General features: G+C 50.1%; 23 protein-coding genes. 4 read left to right on the top strand and 19 right to left on the bottom strand.

Annotated features, from left to right (window positions below; all coding sequences use genetic code 11):
• Window position 1 precedes the first annotated feature (1 nt).
• From AC5YBX_RS16145 to gmk, 18 genes are all read right to left on the bottom strand, one after another.
• Window positions 2-1,549, bottom strand: coding sequence for an HAL/PAL/TAL family ammonia-lyase (locus AC5YBX_RS16145; protein WP_494524047.1), 1,548 nt, complete (start codon window positions 1,547-1,549; stop codon window positions 2-4).
• Window positions 1,550-3,274, bottom strand: a complete 1,725-nt coding sequence (locus AC5YBX_RS16140) for a glycosyltransferase family 2 protein (protein ID WP_494524046.1) — start codon at window positions 3,272-3,274, stop codon at window positions 1,550-1,552.
• Window positions 3,274-3,645, bottom strand: coding sequence for an ApeI family dehydratase (locus tag AC5YBX_RS16135; RefSeq protein WP_494520694.1), 372 nt, complete (start codon window positions 3,643-3,645; stop codon window positions 3,274-3,276). Before AC5YBX_RS16135 ends, AC5YBX_RS16140 begins: the two co-directional genes overlap by 1 nt.
• Window positions 3,638-5,011: an AMP-binding protein gene (locus AC5YBX_RS16130; protein ID WP_494524045.1), complete on the bottom strand. Its 1,374-nt coding sequence runs from the start codon at window positions 5,009-5,011 to the stop codon at window positions 3,638-3,640. Before AC5YBX_RS16130 ends, AC5YBX_RS16135 begins: the two co-directional genes overlap by 8 nt.
• A complete protein-coding gene (locus tag AC5YBX_RS16125; RefSeq protein WP_494520695.1) occupies window positions 5,008-5,556 on the bottom strand; it encodes a COG4648 family protein in 549 nt (182 codons plus the stop codon). The genes AC5YBX_RS16130 and AC5YBX_RS16125 overlap by 4 nt, the downstream gene beginning before the upstream one ends.
• Window positions 5,556-5,804, bottom strand: coding sequence for an acyl carrier protein (locus AC5YBX_RS16120; RefSeq protein ID WP_494520696.1), 249 nt, complete (start codon window positions 5,802-5,804; stop codon window positions 5,556-5,558). Before AC5YBX_RS16120 ends, AC5YBX_RS16125 begins: the two co-directional genes overlap by 1 nt.
• An 8-nt stretch (window positions 5,805-5,812) precedes the next feature.
• Window positions 5,813-6,067, bottom strand: coding sequence for a phosphopantetheine-binding protein (locus AC5YBX_RS16115; RefSeq protein ID WP_110457601.1), 255 nt, complete (start codon window positions 6,065-6,067; stop codon window positions 5,813-5,815).
• Entirely contained in the window at window positions 6,045-6,863 is an 819-nt protein-coding gene (locus AC5YBX_RS16110) for a lysophospholipid acyltransferase family protein (protein ID WP_494520697.1), read from the bottom strand. The genes AC5YBX_RS16115 and AC5YBX_RS16110 overlap by 23 nt, the downstream gene beginning before the upstream one ends.
• Window positions 6,856-7,590 (bottom strand): beta-ketoacyl synthase chain length factor, encoded by a 735-nt coding sequence (locus tag AC5YBX_RS16105; protein WP_494524044.1) that lies wholly within the window; start codon window positions 7,588-7,590, stop codon window positions 6,856-6,858. The genes AC5YBX_RS16110 and AC5YBX_RS16105 overlap by 8 nt, the downstream gene beginning before the upstream one ends.
• Window positions 7,591-7,824: 234 nt before the next feature.
• Window positions 7,825-8,697 carry a DUF3014 domain-containing protein gene (locus AC5YBX_RS16100; RefSeq protein WP_494520699.1) on the bottom strand — a complete coding sequence of 291 codons (873 nt, stop codon included), beginning with the start codon at window positions 8,695-8,697 and terminating at the stop codon, window positions 7,825-7,827.
• A gap of 149 nt (window positions 8,698-8,846) precedes the next feature.
• A complete protein-coding gene (recG, locus tag AC5YBX_RS16095; RefSeq protein ID WP_494520700.1) occupies window positions 8,847-10,922 on the bottom strand; it encodes an ATP-dependent DNA helicase RecG in 2,076 nt (691 codons plus the stop codon).
• A 268-nt stretch (window positions 10,923-11,190) separates the two neighbouring features.
• Complete coding sequence (locus AC5YBX_RS16090; protein WP_494524043.1) at window positions 11,191-12,123, bottom strand: calcium/sodium antiporter; 933 nt, start codon at window positions 12,121-12,123, stop codon at window positions 11,191-11,193.
• Window positions 12,124-12,298: 175 nt separating this feature from the next.
• Window positions 12,299-13,954 carry an AMP-binding protein gene (locus tag AC5YBX_RS16085; RefSeq protein ID WP_494524042.1) on the bottom strand — a complete coding sequence of 552 codons (1,656 nt, stop codon included), beginning with the start codon at window positions 13,952-13,954 and terminating at the stop codon, window positions 12,299-12,301.
• Between the two features lie 189 nt (window positions 13,955-14,143).
• Window positions 14,144-14,842, bottom strand: coding sequence for a tRNA (guanosine(18)-2'-O)-methyltransferase TrmH (gene trmH / locus AC5YBX_RS16080; protein WP_494524041.1), 699 nt, complete (start codon window positions 14,840-14,842; stop codon window positions 14,144-14,146).
• Window positions 14,843-14,911: 69 nt separating this feature from the next.
• A complete protein-coding gene (locus AC5YBX_RS16075) occupies window positions 14,912-15,295 on the bottom strand; it encodes a RidA family protein (protein WP_494520704.1) in 384 nt (127 codons plus the stop codon).
• Between the two features lie 80 nt (window positions 15,296-15,375).
• Complete coding sequence (gene spoT / locus AC5YBX_RS16070) at window positions 15,376-17,481, bottom strand: bifunctional GTP diphosphokinase/guanosine-3',5'-bis pyrophosphate 3'-pyrophosphohydrolase (protein WP_494520705.1); 2,106 nt, start codon at window positions 17,479-17,481, stop codon at window positions 15,376-15,378.
• Window positions 17,482-17,494: 13 nt separating this feature from the next.
• Complete coding sequence (gene rpoZ, locus AC5YBX_RS16065) at window positions 17,495-17,776, bottom strand: DNA-directed RNA polymerase subunit omega (protein WP_012275521.1); 282 nt, start codon at window positions 17,774-17,776, stop codon at window positions 17,495-17,497.
• Between the two features lie 59 nt (window positions 17,777-17,835).
• Window positions 17,836-18,459 (bottom strand): guanylate kinase, encoded by a 624-nt coding sequence (gene gmk / locus AC5YBX_RS16060; RefSeq protein WP_475515091.1) that lies wholly within the window; start codon window positions 18,457-18,459, stop codon window positions 17,836-17,838.
• A 207-nt stretch (window positions 18,460-18,666) separates the two neighbouring features.
• Between gmk and AC5YBX_RS16055 the strand changes: the two genes are divergently transcribed.
• The 4 genes from AC5YBX_RS16055 to AC5YBX_RS16040 all read left to right on the top strand — a co-directional run bounded on the left by AC5YBX_RS16055 (window position 18,667) and on the right by AC5YBX_RS16040 (window position 23,474).
• Window positions 18,667-19,809: a hypothetical protein gene (locus AC5YBX_RS16055; RefSeq protein WP_494520706.1), complete on the top strand. Its 1,143-nt coding sequence runs from the start codon at window positions 18,667-18,669 to the stop codon at window positions 19,807-19,809.
• Between the two features lie 184 nt (window positions 19,810-19,993).
• Entirely contained in the window at window positions 19,994-20,932 is a 939-nt protein-coding gene (locus AC5YBX_RS16050; RefSeq protein ID WP_494524040.1) for an NTP transferase domain-containing protein, read from the top strand.
• Entirely contained in the window at window positions 20,925-21,989 is a 1,065-nt protein-coding gene (locus AC5YBX_RS16045; protein WP_494520707.1) for a phosphotransferase enzyme family protein, read from the top strand. Before AC5YBX_RS16050 ends, AC5YBX_RS16045 begins: the two co-directional genes overlap by 8 nt.
• A gap of 198 nt (window positions 21,990-22,187) precedes the next feature.
• A complete protein-coding gene (locus tag AC5YBX_RS16040; protein WP_494520708.1) occupies window positions 22,188-23,474 on the top strand; it encodes an acetyl-CoA hydrolase/transferase family protein in 1,287 nt (428 codons plus the stop codon).
• Between the two features lie 274 nt (window positions 23,475-23,748).
• On the opposite strand, the gene AC5YBX_RS16035 is transcribed toward AC5YBX_RS16040, so the two are convergent.
• A complete protein-coding gene (locus AC5YBX_RS16035; protein WP_475515086.1) occupies window positions 23,749-24,360 on the bottom strand; it encodes a paraquat-inducible protein A in 612 nt (203 codons plus the stop codon).
• Window positions 24,361-24,593: the final 233 nt, after the last annotated feature.

Here is a 24,593-nt window from a genome sequence, read left to right as displayed (position 1 = left end):
CTTAGTGGCACACTTCCCATAACCCTTGCTGTATTTTATCGACCGTTTGGCGTAATACCTGCTCTAGCGGTCGGTCTTCGCTTAAAAAGTCGAAGTCAGCGCTCACCTGTTGCAGGGTTTTCGCCACCGATGGGGTCAAGGATGCTTGGCATAACTCTTGTTGGCTTATCCGCAAATGAATGCCTTGAGTCATGGCGAGCAAGGCGGCGGCCGCGACTTGTTCGGTTAACTGTAATACCCGCATGCAGTCACGTGCGGCAATGGTGCCCATGCTGACTTTATCTTGGTTGTGACACTCGGTCGAGCGTGAAAAGACGCTGGCGGGCATGGTGTTTTTTAGCGCTTCGGCCGTCCAGGCTGACACGCCAATTTGCACCGCTTTAAAGCCATGGTTAATGGCGCGGCGATGGCCGGTGGCCCCCGACAGGTTAGCCGGTAAGCCATTGTTAAATTTGGGGTCCATCACCAAGGCCATCTGGCGATCGATAAGGTCAGCAAGGTTCGCCACTGTGTTTTTCATCGAGTCCATGGCGAAGGCGATATGGCCGCCATAGAAGTGGCCGCCATGGAGAATATGCTCACCTTCGGCGTCGACAATGGGGTTGTCGTTGGCACTGTTGAGTTCGGTCTCAATAAACTGGCGCATAAACGGCAGGGCATCTTGCAATACGCCAATAATGTGAGGCGCACAGCGGATAGAGTATCTATCTTGTAAGCGAGCAGAGTTGCGTGGATGTTCATGGTGATTCAAATCGGCGCGGATCCAAGTGGCAATTTGGTTTTGCCCTGGGTGTGGCTTGGCGGCAAACAGTATCTCATCGAAGTGGTTCGCGTTGCCCTTAAGCGTTAACGAGGCCATGGCGGTAATGCGGCTGGTCAGGCGGGCTAAATACTGGGCTCTGTCGTATGCAAGGCAAGCCAGCGCCGTCATTACCGCGGTGCCGTTCATCAGCGCGAGCCCTTCTTTGGGGCGTAAGGTGAGCGGCGTGATGGATAGCTGGGCGTACACCTGGGCTGTCGCTTGGCGCTTGCCTTGATAAAACACCTCGCGCTCGCCGACCAATACCGCCGCTAAATAGGAGAGCGGGGTAAGATCGCCACTGGCGCCGACCGAACCTTCTTGGGGGATAACGGGAATAATATTAAGATTGAGCAAGGTTTCGATGCGCTGCAACAGCTCATAACTCACCCCAGACTTACCCAGTGCCAACGAGTTGAGCCGGCACGCCATTACCGCGCGGGCCTGCATTTCACTGAAAGTGTCGCCGAGTCCGCAGCCATGAAAGCGTGACAAGTGCAGCGGCAGCTCATGGACCAAGTCCAGCCCCACGGCAACAGTGCAGGAGTCGCCATACCCTGTGGTGACACCATAAACCACGCCCTCTTCGGCCAGTAGGCTGTCGATAAAGCGGGCGCCTTTTTGAATCGACTCTTGGTAATCTGGGTGGCGGTTGAGTTTGGCCTGAGCGCCTTTGGCAATGGCCACCACCTCTTCTAGCGTCAATGAGCGTTGGCCGAACTCAATGAGGTTTACTGCGGGTTGCGTCATCTATTTATCTGTCCTGTTAGCGGTTGAGGGGCGAGTTACACTCGCCGCGCGCAGGTGCTCGTCATCCTTGCGCCAAAAATCGAAAAAGTTAAACCACTGCAGTGGCTCGCGCCGTGCGTAGTATTCAAGCCTTGCGCTGTAGCGGCCAATGGCTTGCTCTAGGCGTTGCATGCGTCCGGCGCGTGGCCCTTTAAGGGTGTCGCTAAAGTGTTCTAAATAGACGCGATAGCGGCCCTGCTCTCGCAAGCAAAACATTAAATATACGGGGCAGTCGAGTAACCCTGCCAAAATAAAGGGCCCCTGAGGAAATGGCGCAGGTTTACCCATAAAGGGGGCGTAAACGACTCGGCCTTCGCTGCGCGATGAGGTGCGATCGCCTGCGATAACCACTAACTCTCCTTGGGCGACTTTTTCGTGCAGCAGCATGGAGGTGGTGGGGCCCAGTTCGCTCACTTGGATAAGGTTTAGTGCGCTGTCCGGGTTGAGTTGTTTAAGTACCCGATTGAAGTTTTCGGCGTTCTCGGTTAACACCATCACATTGACTTTAATCTTGTGCTGGTGGCTGGATATCGCTCGGCACAGCTCTATGTTACCTAAGTGTGAGGCCAGCAATACCGCGCCTTTCCCCTGTTCAATTTGTTGGTTGAGCAGCTCGCGGTTCGCGAAGTCTACTTGGCTTATTTGCAGCCGATTGCACCAGGCATCGATACGGTCTAAGGCGGCATTACCAAAGCTGATGAAGTGTTTTAAGCTATGGCGCCACCCTATCTTGCCCTTGAGTTGGGGGTGTTGGGGTTCAACGCTTTTAACTTGCTGTAAAAATTGCAAAGAGGCGGCTCGTGCGCTGCTGCCAGTGAGAAAGAAATAGCCGATCACCGGATACATAATGGCGCGGCATAACCAGTGGCCGCCAATCTTATAGCTACTTGCGAGCAGCTTGATGCCCCAATAACTGCCGCGTTCGCTGATGCGCGACCAGTGTCTGGCTTGTTGTGGCTCGGGCTGGCGCTGCAGTCGCTTAGGTAGGCGTTTGAGCATGGTGAAACACAGTTTGGTATGCAGGGCTGAGATGCGTAGGTTATCCCGTACCGCTTGGAAGTGGCTGCTACCATCTTCTGGATAAATCACCTTGGTGGGCAGGTGCACGATACGTGTGCCTTGCCAATAGAGTTTGACTAAGATCTCGATGTCAAAGTCCATGCGCTCGCCTAGCGCCTCGGTTAAAAATAGTCGCTCTGTCGCCGTCAGCGGATAGACGCGAAAGCCACACATGGCATCTTTTATCTCAAAACTTAAGGTCTCGACCCAAACCCAAAAGTGGGTGATATAGCGGCCATAGAGACGGCCTTTAGGCACAGAGTCATCGTATTGCGGCTGGCCGGAAATCACCGCCTCTGGTTGGGCTTTGGCGTGCTCGATAAAGGCCGGAATATCGTCCAAATCATGCTGACCATCGGCATCGACTTGCAAGGCGTGGCTAAAACCATCGGCGTAAGCCGCCCTGAGTCCCGTGGTGACCGCGGCTCCCTTGCCCCGATTATAAGGGTGATGCAATAGGGTAACCCAATCATATTGCTCGGCTAATTGGCTTAAGAGGTAGCGGGTCTCATCGTTACTACCATCATTAACTAGATAGCAGGGCAGAGCCAGCGGCGCTAAGCGATCAAGGGTCTGCTTAATCGCCTGTTGATGGTTGTAATTAGGAATGACTAACGCTAATTGCATCAGGCGCTCTCCTCGAGTTTAGCGCCGCTCAGGGCGATACGACCCGAGCCAAAACGTTTGTCGCCATCGTAATAGGCAAAGGTGAGCTTATGTTTGCTGGCATTGAGGCTGATTTTGAGAAACACTTGGCTGCTAGGCAATATAAGTTGCTGAAATTTTAGTACTTCAAGGCTGTCGACTTGTGCTTCATAGCCAAATTCGTGCGCGCCGAGTTGCACCGCCCAATCTAACTGAGTCACCCCGGGTAACACGGCTTGCTGTGGAAAATGGCCGTCGAAATAGGGCAGGGTTGCCGTAATATCGAGGTGCCATTCGACGCCATCGGCGAGTGTGGTCTTACCGATAATGGGCGGTAAACTGGACTTAATCATGGCTAAATAACTCGATTAATCGTTGATTATCACGCTTGCCCTGCGGGGTCAGCTCAAGCACTTCAGGATAGCGCCAGCGCTTGGGCAGAGTGACCCGCTCAAACTGGGTTAACAGGTGGGCTTTGAGTTGGTTATTCACCGCCAACTTACCTTCATTATTAAGCATCTTTTTCCCCTGAGCCGATAGTACGATGGCCGCGCCAAGCTGCATGCGTGGCTGCTCCAATACCATTAACATGGCCTGAGACACCATGGGGTGGCGTTCTAGTAACTGCTCCATCTGCACCAAGCAGATACGCTTCTCTTCAATTTTGACGATACGGTCGAGTCGACCCAGCAGGTGAAACTCGCTGTCGCTGACAAGATTGACTTTATCGTCACATTTTAGCCAGTCGCCATTGTCCAGATAAGGTGATTTGAGCAGCAGCGCGCCATCGATTGCATCTTGCTTAATCTGGTGTGAGGCAAAAATGCGCCAAGGTTGATTGTCGGCGCTTTGACGGCGATAAGCGATGCCACCGGTTTCAGTGCTGCCGTACACCTCAATCGGCGGTTTGCCATAGCAGTGGGCTATTTCTGCTGCCGCTTGGAAATTGAGCGGCCCGCCAGAGCTAAAGACTAAGCTGGGCGAATGCAGCTGTGGCTGATGCTCGAGTGCTTCGGGAAGTCGCGACAGTTGCGCCGGGCTACTGATCAAACATAAGTTAGGAAATAAGCTAGTGTAATAGGTTAAGGTTTCTGGGTACTCCACCAGATCGCTCAGGAAAGGGCGACTGGCGGCGAGTGGCCAGAGAATTTTAAACAAGAGCCCGTAAATATGTTGGTGTGACACTGTCGATATCACGCTGCAATGGGGCAGGTGCGCCGCAAATGTTTGTTCCAGTACGCTGACTTCGGCATCGAGCTGGGCTAGGGTCTTGGTGATGGCTTTGGGTTGGCCGCTGCTGCCTGAGGTAAAGAGCACCAGTTCACCCACGACAGCGTTATCTGCAAGGGACGGCCAGTGAGATTCGGCGCCAGAGTGCTCTTTTTTGAGCGTCAACATCAACTTTCCTTCACACAGGCAACTGTCGGACAAGATGCCGTCAAACTCGTGGGTCAGTTCACTCAAGGTGCCTGCTTGGGTATTGCTAGGTAAGATCAATTGTTTACCCGCAAGCAACCCCGCGCACAACCCTATGGCGAAGAGATCGCTACTGTCGCTTGCCAGTAACCAGCGCTTGGCGGGTTGCTCACTTAAGCTAGCATACAGGGCGGCCACTTGGGCGGTAAATGCGCTACCCGTGACGATGTCGTGGTGATTGAAGCTGATAAGTTGCTGGCTCGAGGGGCCTTGAGACAGCCAAGTTTTTAATAGCTCTGTCATGACTTTGTTAACCACAGTGTTCGATATAGCCATTCCCCACCGAGTAGCAGCCCAATAAGCAGATACGCGATGAGACCGTTGTACAGGGTCCAGGTTGCTAAGCTGGTGTAGTGAGCGGTATAGCAGGCCACTACGCCGTTAACAATAAATAGCCCGCACCAGAGTTTGGTGACGTTGGCCAAATAGGGGATCGCCGCGTCAGGCAACTTAGGCTCTTTCAACCTCGCCAGACGCTCTATCATGCTGGGGCCGTGTTTAAGCGAATAAGCAAACAACCCCAACATAGTTAGATTGATCACCACAGGATAGTAGAGTAGCCAGTCGTTACGCTTGGCAATAAAGCTGCCAGCGGTCAAGCCTATACCAGCCAGTAGCGGCAGGGCCATCGCCTTGACGCGCTGTTGTTGAATGGCTAAGCGCGCCACCAGCAGCAGGCATAGGCTTAACGCAATCACGCCCGGTGGCAAGTAATGCAGCCCAAAATATACGGCTATGGGGTAGCCCAATAACAGTAGGGTGCTAATTACTTGTATTATCAGGCGCATTACTGCTTAACGAGTCCTTCGATGGCAGATACGACATCATCGACCGTGCGCACCGCTTTAAACTCATCGGGTTTAATCTTCTTGCCCGTAAGTTGTTGCAGTTTAATCACCAAATCGACCGCATCTATGCTGTCGAGATCGAGCTCGTCATATAATGAGGCCTCAGGGGTAATATCTTGTGCTTCAATTTCGAACTCTTCGACCAAAATGTTTGTCAGCATGTCGAGGATCTGTTGACGATTTTGCATGTAACCCCCTACGCGCGCTGTGATTCAATAAAGTCGGCTAAGCTGGCCACACTGAAAAAGTGTGCCTTGGTCGCTTCGGAGTTGGCTTCAATTTTTACATCGAACTGTTTCTTTATCGCTAAGCCCAGTTCTAGTGCATCTATCGAGTCTAAGCCTAAGCCCTCACCAAAAAGGGGAGCGTCGGTGTCGATATCGTCGATGCTGACGTCTTCAAGATCGAGGCAATCAATGATCAGTTGTTTAATTTCGTTTTGTAAGCTCATAATTATTATCAAATTGTTGTTTATAATAGTTTTCAAGATCTCGAGTCAGTTGACGCGCCATCTTGGCTTCGCCGCCTGGGCCAGCATCATACCCGATATGGGCAATGGTTTCGCCTACTTCCACATGCATGCCTATGGTTTGGCGAGGTATTTCATACCAAGGCTGCTGTTTGGTGAGGCCAACGGCATTGGTGCGCAATACAATTGGGATCAGGTCTGTTTTTGTCCGCAGGGCGATATTGGCCGCCCCGCGCGCAAATGGGTTGATGATGGCTCCTTGTTGAGTACGGGTGCCTTCGGGGAAGATGATTAGGCAAGTGCCCTGACGCAACATCGCTTGGCAATCTTTTAAGAGTAGATCAGCACCGCGATTAGGGATATAGCCGGCGCTAGAAAGCACGACCCGTATAAGCGGGTTACGCCACAAGCTTTGCTTAACGATACAGCCCACATTGGGCATCAGGCTAATAAGCACCACCACATCCACCAGTGTGGGATGGTTGGCGATAATCACTTTGCCCTTAGCGCCATTTAGGCGATGCAGATCTTGGCAGGTCACTTTGATTACCCCAGCCCAAGTGAGCAAGGTGACAAAGCCGCCAAACATCCTATGAACTGTGCGCTGCACGCGCGCGGCACGTTGCTGTGGATTGCTTGAGCATATCCTTAGCACAGGGATCACAGTCAAAGAGAGCAATAAACCACCGAGGCCGAAAGCCACATAACAACTGACGCCTGCTAACCAGCGCGGAATATAGGCCAGTGAGTGTAAACCTGTGCCTGTTGTGCTAGCCATGGGAGAGTTGCCAGATGAAGCGGTTTAAACGCCCATATAGGGGGTGTTTGCAGGCGATAGCATGGAGCAGCTGGCCATAACTTAAGGGTGGCGCATCGAGATACTGTTGGGCGCTGGGTTGGGTGTGTAATTGCAGTAACATGGCCGGTGGCGAGTCAGGCGTTGGCAGCGACAATTGCAGCGCGATAGCGATAGGCAGCTCAGGTTCATGGGTGAACTCTTTATACACATCAGAGACTGGCTCATCGCCAAACACCAGCAGCAGATCGCTATTATCTTCACAAAGCTGGCCATAAGCCTCAATAAGAGCTTGTTCCAGCGTAGTTTCGCTGGCGGCGATAGAGGTTGAGGGGGCGCGGTTATGGGTCAAAATACTAAAGATACCGCTAGCAGTATTATGTACCGATTGGCTAAAGCCCATGGGGGAAATGGGCTGTTCTTGCACAATATCTTCGAGGAGTTCGACGGTGCGGTTAAGCTCGCCATGACGCGAAGCGAAAATAGTGCGGCATTGATCAGGGGCATCACATTGAAATGCCGCATCGAGCAGCATTTTGGTCAGCTTGCTAAAGCGTCGACGCTGCATCGCAGGTATTTGAGACAGTTTGGGTGTACTCGCCAGATCATTTTCATCGCCGAGCGACTGAGGCCATTGTTGCCAATCGGCTATCTGTTGGTAGCGAGGTGACCAAGCACCTGACGACTGGATCCTATAGGTTAACTGCACTGCTTTGCCTCAATCTGCAGCATACGGCTGCGTTTTCCATAACAGGGGAATGGGCTTTACGCCGCATCAATTGTGCCATTGTACACCGATATGTAGAGAAAAAGCACGATTTGCGCTATGTCGATGTTGCCCTGTTATGGTGATGATTATGGTGCGTACAGCTAGATAACATGCTGTGCTAGTTACAGTAAAAAAACCGCCAAATGAGGCGGTTTTTTTAGGTGTTGGCTGTGACTACTCTTGCAGTTGTTTTTTCAGCTTACGCAACGCCATTTTGACTTTTTTGCTGTTTTCGGGGCCCATGCGGATCATCAATTTTTGTGCATTGGGTAACGATTCTAGCTGTGGATCGACAAACTTATAGTTAACGCTAACGCTATTGAGCTCAATCGCTTGTTCAATAATGGGTGCAGCAAGCATCACGTTGATGGCGTCGATCATGCGTTCGTTAAAGCTGCCATTACTGTAACCGAGCTCCTCAAACGCTTGGTTAAGTAGTGGCGTTAACTGTTCATAGGTGGTGACGAGTTGCTGCTCATCAAGATTGCTAATAAAGTCGGCGTAGAGATCGTATCTGTGGTAACTATCTGGGTTTAGGTATGTTTTATTACTCACATCTGAAACCGTAAACTGGCTCTTGGGCGCCTTAAGTGGACTGACTTTGCGGGCTAACTCCCCTTGGGCGATATTATCGACGAACACCACAAAGTGTCTGATGATATCTTTTTCAACTAAAATAGGGTCGATTTTCATGCCGTTAGCGACGTCGAGTGTTTTAGCGGTCACATAACTATCACTGTCAGCGAGCGTGGGGATGGGCTCAACTTGTGGCGTTGTGACTTCCGCTACAGGCGGCTCAACAACGGGCTCAGGCTCAGCTTCGGGCTCTGGCAGATTGGCATCGGTGGGTAACGGCTGCTCGGGGACGATTTCGGGCAAGGTCACAGCCGTTGGTTGCTCTGGCTCAGATTGGGTTTCTTTGCTGTCAAAGAAATAATAAGCGCCAGCGGCCACGATCAGCAAAATCACCACAACAGCAATCGTTAGCGCGCTGGCACCACCACGTTTTTCTTGCGGGGCAATTCTATCTTCTTGACTGACTTGCATGTGAGTTCCTTGAAAAATAGCTCGTGTGTAGGAGCGGCCAACACAGCCTCTCTTCATTCTGCAAAATTCAGTCGACTTGTCTAGTGAAGTTGACTGAAATAAAAAATATTTAACTTCAACAGAGGGTATAACCCAAGTTATAGCACTGATTAGGCTTGTACATATTGCTGCCTGTTCCCGAGCCAGCGCGTGATGATGGCATCGACATTATCGGGAGCCTGCTGCATCACGTGTTGCGCCAGTTTTTGGATATTGGGGATCAAGGCTTGATCGCGGATAAGATCGGCGATTTTCATGTCGACAAGACCAGTTTGTTTAGTGCCTAGGACCTCACCCGGCCCGCGTATTTCGAGATCTTTCTGCGCGATAACAAAACCATCATTACTGTCACGCAGTACGCCTAAGCGCTTAGTCGCAGTTGCCGACAGCGGCGCCTTATACATGAGGACACAGTGACTGGCAATGGCGCCACGGCCAACACGTCCCCTGAGCTGATGCAACTGTGCTAGACCTAAGCGTTCGGGATTTTCGATGATCATTAAGCTGGCATTGGGCACATCGACGCCCACTTCAATCACAGTCGTGGCAACCAATAATTGAATTATCCCTGCTTTGAAGTCGGCCATAATGGCTTGTTTTTCTGCGGGCTTCATCCGCCCATGTACCAGGCCTATCGCCAACTCTGGTAGTTGCTGCTTGAGTTCCTCTGCGGTGTCTTCGGCCGCTTGGCACTCTAACACTTCCGACTCTTCAATTAGGGTGCAGACCCAATAGGCTTGGCGATTATGTTGCAGCGCGGCTTGGCGCACTCGCTCAATCACTTCGGCTCGCCTGCTATCGGATACCGCCACCGTGGTCACAGGGGTTCTGCCGGGCGGTAGTTCGTCGATAATAGAGGTGTCTAAATCGGCGTAGGCGGTCATGGCTAATGTGCGCGGGATAGGCGTGGCTGTCATGATTAATTGATGTGGATGAAAGCCCTGACTGATCCCCTTTTCACGTAGCCCCAGTCGCTGGTGCACGCCGAACCTGTGCTGCTCATCAATAATGATCAGGGCTAGGTTATTAAATTCGACCTTGTCTTGAAAAATCGCGTGGGTACCGATAACGATATGGGCCTCACCGCTTTTTATCATGTCCAAAGATTGGCTGCGCGCCTTACCTTTGAGCTTGCCCGCTAACCAACCCACGGTTAATCCCAGTGGCTCAAACCAAGTGGCAAAGTTATTGGCATGTTGCTCTGCCAGTAGTTCGGTGGGCGCCATCATGGCGACTTGATAGCCGCTCTCAATCGCTTGTAGCGCTGCCAATGCGGCAACTAAGGTTTTTCCCGATCCCACATCGCCTTGCACTAAGCGCATCATTGGATGTTGCTGGCGTAAATCACTCTTGATCTCTGCCACCACACGTTGCTGGGCTCCAGTTGGACTAAAGGGTAGTGTGGTTAAAAACGGATTGATCAGTTGGCCGCTCCCCGCGAGCGATACGGCCGTATCGCGATGACTACGTTGTCTTAGCCGTAACATACTCAAATTGTGGGCCAGTAGTTCTTCTTGGATCAAGCGCTGCTGCGCCGGGTGTGTGCCTTGTTCGAGCGTAAAAGGATCGGTGCCTGTGGGTGGCCGATGCAGTAATTTGAGGGCCTCGATGAGCGACATTTGATTAGGTCGCAGTGCTGGCGGTAATAACTCGGCGAGTGCACCACTGTCGAGTAGTGACAAGGCTTGGTCGGTCAATTTTATCCAGCTGGCTTGCTTTAGCCCTTCGGTCGTGGGGTAGATAGGGGTAAGTGTTTCACTGAGCCCTGCATCGCTGGCGCCATGAATGAGCTTATATTCAGGGTGGATGATCTCTACCGAATGTTTAGCGCGGCGCACTTCGCCATAGGCGCGAATAGTGGCCCCATTTTCTAAACCGTTACGCTGGGCGACGGAAAAATTAAAGAAGCGTAAGGTCATCATGCCGCTGTCATCGCGTACGGTGCAGGTGAGCATACGTTTGCGGCCTTGAATAATTTGCGATGACTGAATTACGGCTTCGATGGTGCCATAGCTACCGGGGTAAAGCGCGGCAATCGGGTATATCTGGGTGCGGTCTTCGTAGCGCAGTGGCAGATGAAATAGGAGATCTTGGACTGTTTTTATGCCGAGCTTCTCTAGCCGCTGCGCCATTTTAATCGCAACGCCTTTTAGCTCTGTAACAGCCATAAGATCGAGTCTATCCACGCTTTATACCCATTTGATTCATTGAGTCATTTAAACCACTATTGGCTCAATCACTGTAAATATATACATATATTATCAGAGTTTACTCTGAACGCAATCTTAGTCAAATTGGCGTGCAGTGGGCTGGTGACAGTCCGAGGGAAAAGGAATGCGTGGTGAAGCGTGAGAGGGGTGAGGCAAATGCAAATAGACCTAGGACTCTTGCCTAGGTCTATTTGTTGAGCTATTGGGTTTGGTTGCCTTGTTTAAGGCAGCTCCTTTAGCCGCTTTATCCCATGGCGCTATTAATGAGATAACCCATGTAGGCAAGGTAAGCCACTAGCAGTAAAGCGCCTTCGCGGCGGCCAATACGCAAGCCTGTCCACGCCACGGGCAGTAAGATCAGCGCCAGCGCCAGCATCACGCTCATATCGATAACCTGTAAGCCACCTGAGGTGATAGGGTGTACAAGTGCGGTAACACCTAAAATACCCAATATATTAAAAAGGTTAGAGCCAACAACATTACCGATGGCGATATCGCTTTCGCCTTTACGGGCCGCAACCACCGATGTCACCAGTTCTGGCATGCTGGTGCCTATCGCGACTATGGTCAGGCCGATGATGAGTTCGCTAACCCCAAATTGCTGCGCCAGTGTCACCGCGCCATCGACAAACAGCATACCACCGCCAACCAGCATGCTGATGCCTATGGCGATGAGCAGAGTCGCTAATAGCGGATGCACTGATCTCGAACCTGGAATATCGTCGGCTCCTTCCCCTTTACTGCTGATATAGCTAAAGCCTAAATAGGCCACCAGCAGTGCAGTGAGCAGTGCACCATCGAGCAGGCTGACATCGCCATCGCTAATTAACCCCCAAAACAGTAGGCTGGCACCGATCATGATAGGGATATCCCGTTTGATCATTTGCGTCTGTACCTGTATTGGCCGAATAAGGGCAGTGATACCTAAGATCAAGCCAATATTGGCGATGTTAGAGCCGATAACATTACCAATGGCGATACCTGGGTTGCCAGCTAATGCAGATTTAAGGCTTACAGCCAGTTCAGGTGCACTAGTACCGAATGCAACAATAGTTAATCCTATGATTAAAGGTGCAATTCCTAACTTTAATGCCACCGAGCTAGCACCGCGTACCAAGGCTTCTGCCCCTGCGGTTAGGATAATAAAACCACCGATAATGGCTAATAAAGTCAACATGGTTACCTCCAATAAACGTTAGGCGGCAAGGATAGGCTTTAACACTCGGAAGGCAACTAAAATTTTGCACTGCCAAGATTAAATTTTATTTAAGATAAGCGGTTAAATTAATAGTAAAAAAGCACGTCTTAGACGTGCTTTTAGCTGTTACACCGATTAATTTCTGTCTAAGGGCTTAAAGCTCATCTTCCCAGCGGATTTTACCGCCGCGCAGCCCATCGACTTTGGCGCTAAATCGCTCCTCAAGTACATGACGTTTGATCTTGAGTGTCGGCGTGAGCACATCGTTGTCGATATCCCAAGGCTCACTGACGACCACTATGGCATCGACGGTTTCGTGAGACTCTAGATGCGGATTCACACTGTCGAGTGTGGCTTTGAGAGAAGTGCGGATCTCCTCTTTAGGCTGCATGGCAGCACCCTCAGACAGTTGCACTAAGGCGATAGGATGCGGTAAGCCCGAGCCTATGATGCAGATCAGCTCAACATGAGGATCTTGGGCCAACTTACGCTCAATGGGGACTGGAGCCACATATTTGCCTTTAGAGGTTTTGAAATTGTCCTTAACTCGCCCGGTGATGGTCACATAACCCTCGGCATCGATAGCGCATAAGTCTCCGGTGTGGAAATAGCCATCGGCATCGAAACTACTGGCACTGGTTTCGGGCTGTTTATAATAGCCACTCATTAGGCCTGGGCTTTTAACTAACAGCTCACCATTGTCGGCTTGTTTTATGCTGCAGCCTTCTACGGCGCGGCCGACAGAACCAATTTTACTCGCATTGAAAGGGTGGTTAATGATGGAGTAAGCGCTATTTTCAGTCATGCCCCACGCTTCGCAAATATCGAGGCCTATCTTGTGATACCAAGTGATCAGTGAAGGTGGAATTGGCGCCGAACCCGATCCCAGTAGATTACAGTGTTCAAGCCCTAATCCTTGGCGAATTTTTCGCTTAACGATACTGCTGATAATAGGGATTTTTAGTAAAAAATTCAGTTTGCTATAGCCAATTTTATCGATAATGTTTTTCTGAAATAGGCTCCAAAGTCTTGGCACGGAGAAAAATACCGTGGGTCTGGCACGCTTAACATCGTCGACAAAACTGTCGAGGCTTTCTACGAAGGCCACACAACTGCCAGAATAAAATGAGGAGCCTTCCATCGCCACTCGTTCGGTAATGTGTGCCAGTGGCAGGTACGACAGCAGTCGGTCTTCTACATCGGTTTTAAGATCGCGCACCACAGCTTTACAGGTCCATTCAAAACTGGCGAATGTTTGTATCGCCCCTTTAGGCTTACCGGTAGAGCCGGAGGTGTAGATGATGGTCATTATCTTATCTGGGGTGATAACCGGTGCGTCGATTAATGGCTGGCCCAATTTGAGTAGACTGTTCCATTGGTATTGCGCGGGCATGGTGTCATAGGGCATCGCCATGCGGAGGATATCACCACCGACGCCAGCTTCTTGATCGGCCCAGTAATCGAGTTTACCAATGAAAATAGCTTTGGCTTCGCTGTGTTCTAGCACATAGCGAATAGTATCGGCGTTTGCCGTTGGGTAAATGGGGACGCTGATATAGCCGCCATGCATTAATGCCAGATCGGTAATAAACCATTCGGCGCAGTTTTTCGATAAGACGGCAATCTTTTCACCTGGCTGCAGGCCGAGGTGACGCAGCGCTCCAGCAATTTGCTGCATTTTTTGCTGTACTTCTCGCCAGCTAAAGTCGACGTATTGGCCGTTGATGGGTTGTCTTAGGTAGGTGCTGTCGCCATAAAGATCGACCCAATGCTGCAACATGTCGACCGGAGATTTAAAGTGTGAGTCCATCTGCAATTCCATAGTTATCCGTAAGTGAAAGTAAGCGCATCGAGTTGTTCTGTTTATGTGTGCGCGCTTGTTGAGTATGGCGAAAAATGTGATCTATGACAATTGTTTTGCTTGAATAATAAACGAATTGTCATAGATTTAGGCGTAGGGATAACCTGAGGAGGGGGGTCACATTATGACTAGGCGACTTTATTGCTCTGCGTCGGGATCGGGGGCGCGCATCCGTTGCCACCAGGTGTCATCGGCCACAATTTTTCCCTGATCATCGATGCGTGGGTAGGGGATATTTTTGCGTCGACAAGCCTTGGCGTAAATAGGGTGCCCCTGTTCAAATAGCATGGTTTGGCAGTAAGCATCATCTAAGGTGCGCGTGCCATACATGCCAGCGTGTTCGCGTTGACGCTGAGCCTCGTACATGATTAATGCCGATGCGACCGACACATTGAGTGATTGCACCATGCCCACCATAGGAATAATGATGTGCTGGTCGGCAATCGCAAGGCCTGCGTCACTGACTCCATCGCGCTCGTTACCCATGATCACTACCGTAGGTTTAGTGTAATCAATCTCGCGAAAATCCACCGCGCTGGGGGAAAAGTTGGTCGCTAACACCTGCATGCCTTGTTGAGCAAATTGGGCCGCAGCTTCATCCATATGATAGTGCTTGATGGTGTTTACCCATTGCTGACTGCCCGAAGCAGTATTACCCGATACTCGCATCTCAATGTCAGGCCACACGGCATGGATTTGATGGATACCTACGGCATCAGCTGTGCGAATAACCGCAGCAATATTATTGGTTTTATGGACTTTATCGAGGCAAACAGTAAGGTCGGTTTGGCGATTGTCTAGCATCTGATTGATGCGGGCGAAGCGTTCTGGGCTCATGGCGATAGGGATTACTTGTAGATCAAAAGTATAAAGGGCGCCGCGGCGCCCTCAAGGGTAATGGCTAAATTAAAGCTCCATCACTCCGTCCATTTCAACTAGCGAATCTTTCGGTAGCTGTTTAACGCCAATGGCGGCGCGGGCAGGATAAGGTTGCTCAAAGTAGCGCCCCATTATCTCATTGACGGTTGCAAAGTTGCTCAGGTCGGTCATATAGATATTGAGTTTAACGATATCTTGTAGTGAACCACCAGCGGCTGCGCAAACGGCGGTTAAATTATCAAATACCTGAACTACTTGGGCTGCAAACTCATCACTGACCATCTGCATAGTTTCAGGATTTAACGGGATCTGGCCAGAAAGGTACACTGTGCTGCCCACTTTAACTGCTTGAGAATACGTACCGATAGCCTGTGGGGCTTTGTCGGTTGCGATAATAATCTTCTCTGCCATAAACTTTTTCCTACTTGTCGTTATTAATAGTTGTCGTTATGCCGACGGGGTTAATAAATGCAGGTTAAGCGCCGCGCAACTTAACGATTGCGCGAGGTACGCAATACTTCGGGTAGCACTCGAATACGACGCATCACATTGGCTAAATGGACTCGGTCGGTCACCGAGATCCGTAAGTTAATCAAAAAGACTCTGCCATCGCGCTCTTCGGTACTCAAGTTATGAATATTGGAGCCTTCGGCGGCCACGATAGAGGTGATTTTTGCCAGTGCGCCTTGATGGTTGACAATTTCGATACGCAAATTAGCTTGAAATTCAACCCCTTCGGCGTTATCCCAATGCACGGGGATATATTTATCGGGCTCACCTTGGTAGCCACGAATATTGGCGCAGCTTTCCATGTGCACCACCAACCCTTTACCTGGGCTAACATGAGCAATAACAGCGTCGCCAGGAATGGGGCGACAACAGTTAGCAAAGGAAACCAGCATCCCTTCGGCGCCGCGAATGGGCATCATATTGGCTTCTTTATGTTCTTGCACCTCTATTCTGTCACCTTTAAGGCGCTGTGCAATAACAATGCTCATGGCATTGCCTAGACCGATATCGGCGAGTAATGACTCTAGACTCTTATGTTTGGTTTCACGCACCACTTTGTCAATCTGTTCAGGGGCAATGTCTTTAAGTTTGACATCACCTAATGCATGATTGAGTAGACGTTTACCTAAAACCACCGCCTCATCTTCCTTGAGACTCTTGAGTAGTTGTCTTATCTTGGCGCGTGCCTTACCTGTGACGACAAAGTTAAGCCAGGCTGCGTTGGGTCTGGCACCTTTAGCGGTAATGATTTCGACGGTTTGCCCCGAAATCAATGGCTGACTCAAGGGATACGCTTGGCGATTGACGCGCGCGCCGACACAAGTGTTACCCACATCGGTATGCACTTCATAGGCAAAATCCACCGGCGTCGCCCCCACAGGAAGCTCCAAGATACGCCCTTCTGGGGTGAAGACATAAATCTCTTCAGGGAACAGTTCAGTCTTAAAGTTTTCTACAAATTCAAAGGAGGTGCTGGCGCTTTGTTGCAGCTCCAATAGGCTTTGCATCCACTTGCGTGCTCGCACTTGGGTGGTGGTGCCTTGCTGTTGCGTGCCGGCGCCTTTATAGAGCCAGTGAGCCGCGACCCCTTTGTCTGCCATCTGATCCATATCTTCGGTACGAATTTGTACTTCAACAGGGACCGCATGGGGGCCAAACAGCGAGGTGTGCAGCGATTGGTAGCCGTTCGCTTTAGGAATGGCAATATAATCTTTAAACCGCCCAGGACGTGGTTTGTATAAGCTATGCATCGCGCCCACCACTCGATAACAGGTATCTATGGTGTCGACTATGATGCGGAAGGCATAGATATCCATGACTTCTTGAAATTGGAGTTCTTTATTACGCATCTTGTTATAGATGGAATAAAGGTTTTTTTCTCGCCCCTTTACCGTGCCTTTGATGCCCGCATCTTCTAAGCGGGTTTTTATCGCCACTTCAATGCGCTGGATCAGCTCTTTACGGTTACCGCGAGCCGCCTTGACTACCTCTTTGAGTACGCGATAGCGCATCGGGTAGTAAGCCTGAAAACCTAAATCTTCGAGCTCGGTCTTAATGTTGTGGATACCTAAGCGGTTGGCGATCGGCGCGTAAATTTCTAAGGTTTCACGGGCGATACGACGGCGTTTGTCGGGACGCAGTGCACCTAAGGTACGCATATTGTGGGTGCGGTCGGCAAGTTTGATTAAGATGACGCGAATATCTTGGGTCATCGCCATCATCATCTTGCGAAAGTTTTCTGCTTGGGCTTCTTTTTTATCGCGAAACTTGAGTTTGTCTAGCTTAGAGACGCCCTCAACCAGCTCACCAATGGCGGGTCCAAAAAGTTCGGACAGCTCTTCTTTGGTGACGGGGGTATCTTCGATAGTGTCGTGCAGCAGAGCGGCCATTAGCGTCTCATGATCGAGACGCATATCGGCCAGGATGCGAGCAACCGCAACCGGATGGGTAATATAAGGTTCGCCACTGGTACGCATTTGCCCTTCATGAGCATCGCGCGCAACCTGATAGGCCTGCTTGAGTAATTCTACTTGCGTCGGTTCTAAATAAGCTGACGCAGACTCCTTGAGACCTTCAAACAGATACAAGTGGCAGCACTCCTTATATAGCGTTGCGGCCTTCAGCGATAGCAGCAACAGCAGCAATTTCTGCCGCTTCACGTTCGCGCACAGTTTGACGCTCATCGGCATCAAGTGTGTCAGCGGTGACTAAACCAAGTTCGATTTCGCGCAGGGCGATAACCGTTGGCTTGTCGTTCTCTTCTTCAACCATAGGGTCTTTACCCTGCACGGCGATTTGGCGAGCACGACGCGCTGCAACCAGGATCATATCAAAACGGTTGCCGATTTGGTTTACGGCGTCTTCTACAGTTACGCGAGCCATGTGTTGAAACTCCAGTGATTATGGGTGAAAAAATGACGCAAAATTATACATTATGACAGTTAGTCTGCCAACAGATCGTTAAGCATATCATTTAGAGTATGAATTTGACCAGCGCGAGTAAGGCGTTGGCTACGAATAATTGCTTTTAAATCGACCTGAGCTTGCTCAAAGTCGTCATTGACTATGATGAAGTCGTATTCACCATAGTGTGAAATCTCAGAAGTGGCTTGTGCCATGCGGCCAGCAATCACTTCGCTACTGTCTTGACCTCGGCCAGTAAGACGGCGCTCAAGTTCAGCTTTTGACGGCGGTAAGATGAATACCCCTATGGCCTCTGGCATCATCTGTTTCACCTGTTGCGCGCCTTGCCAGTCAATATCGAGAAACACGTCGATCCCTTGGGCGAGCATCACTTCAATCGCTTCGCGAGAGGTGCCGTAGTAGTTACCAAACACTTCAGCCCACTCAAAAAAAGCTTGTTTTTCAATAAGCGCTTTAAATTCATCAACCGAGACAAAGTGATAATGTTGGCCGTCGACTTCCCCCACACGTGGCTGGCGCGTAGTATGCGATACAGACACTTTCATATCGGCAGGATTATCCTGCAAAATAGCGCTAAGAAGAGAAGACTTACCGGCACCACTAGGCGCTGAAATAATAAACAGGTTTCCGCGAGCGGTCATGAGCGTGCTATCCAAAAGCTGATTGATTTAGGTAGCCAGACATTATACAGCCTAGCGGTAAAATTAGGCTAGTGATTTAGCCTATTAGTGTCACTGTTTGTCCGCCAAAGTGGGTAATTTATGGTAGTTTTTAAGTTCTAGCTCAGAGTCGATAGCGTAGACTCTTGGCTGAACCTGTGAACCGATAGCCAATGTAGTAGGATTTTTATGCAGTTTAATACCTTTTTTTGTCGTCAAGGCGTGGATAGCAGTGTGCGTTTTGCGCTGATCAATCTCGCCGCATTCTTTGCCGTATTGATTTTCTATGTGCTACTAAACGGCCATGTATCGCTATTGTTAGTTGGGCTGGCTGCGGCATTGTTTGCTAGCTTAAGTGCTAAGCGTCGGTTGCAAGGTCGGCCCATCATATGGGCTTTTTTGCCTGTGCCTGGGCTGATATTGTTGAGTGTTGGCCTGATTAATGAAGCTAATACCATAGTTATTGGTTGTGGTGTGTTACTGGAGTTGGCAGCCTGCGTGTTTGTGGTGCTGCAAGCGCCAGCTAAAAGCCAATTTACGGCAAGCTGTTACGGCTATCAGGGGCCATTATCACCGGCGAATCGCCGCGTAAGGCGTGTCGAGCCTGTGATTGCTGGCGATGCGCGCGACGCTGTTATGCCCCTTGAGCTTGATGATGACCCCAATGAGCGCCCCTATCGATATCAGGGGCATCAAGCTAATGACCAACAATCTTATGAGCATGCTATCGGCTCTAGTACTCACAGCGCGAGTACACATAATAGTGAAGCCCTCGCAAGTATCATAAAGGTGATAGGTCAAGGTGCTTTGCGTGCCATTAAGGTGATTAAAGCCCGGCCCCGAGCCAGTTTGCTTGGCGCTGGCAGCTTGATGTTAGTGAGCGCATTAGTGTTAATGTGGTCGGATGAACCTAGCTCTACCCAGAGTGTGCAGCAGAACAGCGCCGAAGCATCAGGTAGCATAAACCAAACGGCCTCTTATCAAGAGGCAATAATGCCCGACGGTTTTAGCATACTACTCGATGAAGATGTGCTGATGATCAGTTGGTTGGGTGAGCGCGGCGAGCCAGGATTATTGTGGTCATTAGCCACTGGTAAAGGGGATAGTAGCTGCCAAGAGTTAACCTTTAATAATGGTGCTCAATATCGCCCGATGGAGGTGAGTTTATTGCCTGACTCATCGACGTTAGCCCGATTTTCGCCGCTCGATACCCGAGCCATTCTTAACGATGTCGCCATGCGCGGCAGCCTTAAGTTGTGTGGGTATCAGTTTAGTCTCAAAGGCAGTCAGGCGGCATTGGCGAAACAAGCGGCGTTTCGTCCCTATCTTTAGGCTAATGTTCAACACTATGAACGGGTGATTAATCGGCGAGATCTATTACAGCTAGCTTTATACAATAGGGGGGAATGGCGGCTATTGGCGCTGGTGTTCATCGTCATAACTGATTAAACTCGTCGGTTACATTTTTAATGGTCGGTGGCCAGCGCGCCGCCCCTAGTCCAGTTGGTTGTAGACAATGGTTGCGACGCACTCTTCTAGTACACCCGATAATGAGTTCAATAATGTCACGCTGGTGATCATGGCAGCTGGTTTAGGTAGTCGTTTCGGCGGCGATAAACAACTGGCAAACCTAGGGCCGCATGGCGAAACCATGCTTGAGCTCTCGCTGGCGAGTGCGATAAAGGCAGGATGTTCGGCGGCGGTGATTATCACCCGCGCCGAGCTTATCGAACCGCTGCAGCAGCGGTTAACCGCCTTGCCAGACGGTTTTGCACTGCATTTTTGTGTGCAACAAACCGATGACTTACCAGCCGAGTGTTTGCCTTTGCAAGGTGAAGCTAAGCGGCGGAGCAAGCCCTGGGGGACTGCCCACGCACTTTGGTGCGCCAGGCATTGGGTTAATGGCCCTATGATAGTGATTAACGCCGATGATTATTATGGTGATAATGCCTTTAAATTGCTGGTCGATGGCTTTAAACACGCTAGCGAACGGTGGCAAATGGTGGCTTATTGCCTCAATGAAACCTTGTCACAACATGGTGGCGTTAATCGGGGGATTTGCCAAACACAAGGGGACTATTTAAGCAGTGTTCAGGAGTGGCTCGATATTGCATGGCAAGGTGATAAACTGCTGGGACACAATGGTCAGCACCAAGCTGAGCTCGATCCACAAAGCCTAGTGTCGATGACATGCTGGGGGTTTTCGGTCGATATTTTTAGGGTGTTAGAGCAGGCCTTGATTCACTTCATCAAAGATAGTGGTCATCTTGCTGGCAGTGAATGTTACTTGCCCGCTGTGGTGCAGACTTGCCTACCGTCACAGCATCAGCAAGACCATAATATCAGCGTCAAACCGGTTTACGTTAATATTAGCGCCGACACCTGGATGGGCGTGACATATCCGCAAGATGCCCTCTGGGTCAAACAAAAATTAATGGAGTTATTGGGTGATTGAGCTTATTCGGCAGCAGGTGCTGCCCCACTTTGGCATAACCGATTGCGCTAAAGTGTCGCCCCTTGGCAATGGTCATATCAATGACACATTTTTAGTGCGCTCAGCGCAGGGCGAGTTAGTCTTACAGCGGATTAACACTCAAGTCTTCAAGAGGCCAGAAGCCTTGGTGAACAACGCAAAAAAGATAGCCAGCCACTTGCAAGTGAAAGCGGCGTGCGGTGATTATCATTTAAGTGTGGTGGCACCTGTATTGACCATGGATAACGCCTTATATGTTGATTTAGCCGACAATGGTTTTTGGCGCGCGATTAATTACTTACCCCACAGTCATAGCATCGAAGTGGTATCTAATGAGCAAGAGGCTGAGTCAGCCGCTAAAGCCTTTGGCCATTTTTCACGCGCCTTGAGTGATCTAGATGCGACCGACTTGGAAGATGTGATCCCGCAATTTCATCATCTTCCCGGACGAATAGCGCTGCTTAACCAGGCCGCCACCCAAGACATGGTGGGTCGATTAGTACACTGCCAACACTGGGTTGATTTTGCACTGGCGCAGACTCATCTACTTGATGAATTGGCTCTGTTGGCTGAGACATTACCGCTGCGAACCTGCCATAACGACACAAAAATCAATAACATGCTTTACGATAAGCGCGACATGAGCAGTTTAGCCATCATAGACTTAGATACCTGCATGAAAGGGCATTTAATGTATGATTTTGGCGATATGGTGCGCACCTTTACCTCGCCCGAGGAGGAGGATTCCACCAACCTTGATAAGGTTGAGGTTCGCGAGTCGATATTTGCCGCTATCTGCCGTGGCTACTTAGCTGAGCTAGGTGATGTGTTAACTGTGGATGAAAAGCGTAGCCTATGGCTGGGCGCGCGAGTGATCTGCCTAATGATTGGGGTCCGCTTTTTGACCGACTATCTCAATGGCGATAGCTACTTCCATGTGCAGCATGACACCCATAATCTCGATCGAGCGGCCAATCAGTTTACCTTGTATCAAAGCCTATTGAACCAACAAGCGACGTTGAAAAAGTATTTTCAATAGCCTGTGCACAATAGCGATTAATCAAGTAAAAGAGCGCAAAATAATGCGCTCTTTTGGTTTATGCCCGTTGAGGCTCCCGGCAATATTTGGCCAGGTTGCTCAAGATCAACTAAGGTGCAACTCATCCTCGCAATCACTATTAAAGTGTTGCATAAGCCCTTACACTGCTTACAGATTAATAACATTGGATAACCATTGATGGCCCCCATTATCTGTAACTCTGCCCTAGAAGCTGTGTCTTTAATCGAAAGCGGTGAAACCCTGTGGACACACTCTATGGGGGCGACGCCTAAGGTGCTACTCGATGCGCTAGCGCAGCATGCGTTAACGATTCAAGACTTAACCCTATTACAGCTGCATACCGAATGTGCCGAGTCGCTTAGCTCACCCAATCTGAAAGGGCATTTGCGACACCGCTGTTTTTTTGGTGGCCTGCCAACGCGTCAATTGTTACAGCGTGGCGATGCCGACTATGTACCTATTTTCCTCTCGGAAGTCCCCAAACTGTTTCGCTCGGGCGAGCAACCCATCGACACCGCTATCATTCAAGTGTCGCCACCAGATAAACACGGTATCTGCTCTTTAGGTATCTCGGTAGAAGCCACCTTGGCCGCTTGCCAAGTAGCTAAAAAAATCATCGCTCACATCAACCCTATGATGCCGCGCACTCACGGTGATGGATTTATTCATTATCAAAAATTTGCCGCTGTGTATGAGCAGAGTATGCCTTTACCACAACACCCACTCGCTGCCAGCGATGTCACCAGTTTGGCGATAGGTCAAAATGTGGCAAAACTAGTGCGTGATGGTGATTGCTTACAAATGGGTATAGGCGCGATCCCCGACGCCGTGCTTGCCTGCTTAACCGAACATCAAGACTTAGGTGTGCACACTGAGCTATTTTCCGATGGCGTGCTTAATCTGGTCGAACTTGGGGTGATCAACAATAGCCGCAAAAAAGTGCATCCTGGTAAATTGGTCACGGGTTTTGCCCTCGGTAGCCAGCGACTCTATGACTATGTTGACGACAACCCATCGGTGATCTTTATGGATATTGAGCAGGTCAATGACACCTCGATTATCCGTAAAAATCCCAATGTGATGGCAATAAACTCGGCGCTGCAAGTGGATATTTCGGGACAAATTTGCGCCGACTCATTAGGCACGCGTATCTATTCTGGCGTAGGTGGGCAGATGGACTTTATTCGCGGTGCGGGCCTATCAGAAGGCGGCCGCTCGGTGATCGCACTGCCAAGCACTGCAGCGCATGGAAGTGTGTCACGTATCAGCACCGTACTCTCACCTGGTGCAGGCGTGGTCACCACCAGGGCTCATGTACATTACATCGTCACCGAATATGGCATCGCCAATTTGCGAGGTAAATCACTGCGAGAGCGAGCCCGCGCCTTAATCGACATCGCTCACCCAGATTTTAGAGAACAGCTTTGCCAAGAAACCTTCGATATGTGGGGACTCACGGTTTAGTTCCATCTTGTAATAAACATATAGCCTCTGCGAAGGGGCTTATTACCTCTTGAGCCGCACTACTTTGACTCGTTCTCTGGGAGCATTCTTTGCCAACCAGGCCGAAGCGTCAGCCCTAATAGACAAGCCAGGATACCGATAAGGTTATCCTGGTGTTTACTGTTATGTCATTGGTTATGTTGAGGTCTTTTGGCTGGTCGCGCATCAGCCCCTTTTCCTCAAACCTGTCACTCCTGTTTCGATGAGCTGGGACAGAAAGAAGCAAAGGGCAGCATTAGTATGACGTATATTTAGGTCTACTCATCAATAAGTTAGAAGCGATAGCAAATAGGCAATAGCCGGTGAAAAACCAGAAGCCGATTTCTAGTTGGGCGTGCATCACTATCAATTCGCCCATCTGATCTTTGGCGTTACCGGCGAGATAACTGACAATGATGGCGACCACAAATACATCGGCCATGCTCCATTTACCTATGGCGTCGATAACGCGTGTAAGTATTATCGCCGTGCTGCCCTGAGTGAAAAGCAGAACGGCTTGCGCCAGTAGTTTGAGGGTAGGAATAATTACCGAGAAGGTGACAATCAAGAGCCCGACCAACAGGTTACCACTTTGTATCAGGTCTTGTACCGTCCCCAGTATACTACGGTGCTTGCTATAAATTTCCACCTGGCCCTCCAGCTGGTTAAAACCGAGGAATGCTGATACCGAGCCGAGCAAACCGCGTGTTTCACTGTCTTGAGTCATTAACTCTATGGTGGTCTGGGCAAATTGGGATTTATCAGCGTGGCCATCTAGGCTTAACATTGGCAGGCTGAGACCGGGTATAAGTAGGGCTAGGGCGATGAGAATCACTAATAACTGTAGCCATTTACTCCGTTTTGACATGATTGCTCCATTTTTCTATGTTGCCTGTGGGTTGGCACCTGAGGATCGATTATACCCTATTTGGAGTGAACGCTAGCTGAATGTCGCCGCTCACGCTGGAGATATTTTTTATCATGCCAAGCGTCACCTTTAAAGTCTGGTTGCAGCCACAGGGTGATGCATTTTCATCATCTGGCTGAGACTCTTGTCGATATTGTCTATCTTAATTTTAGAGAGCAGCTCCGCCAAAAGAC

The organism is Shewanella sp. 492 (genome assembly GCF_059338445.1).
The sequence above is the reverse complement of the archived record's forward strand: the minus strand, read 5'-3'. Positions and strand labels throughout refer to the sequence as shown.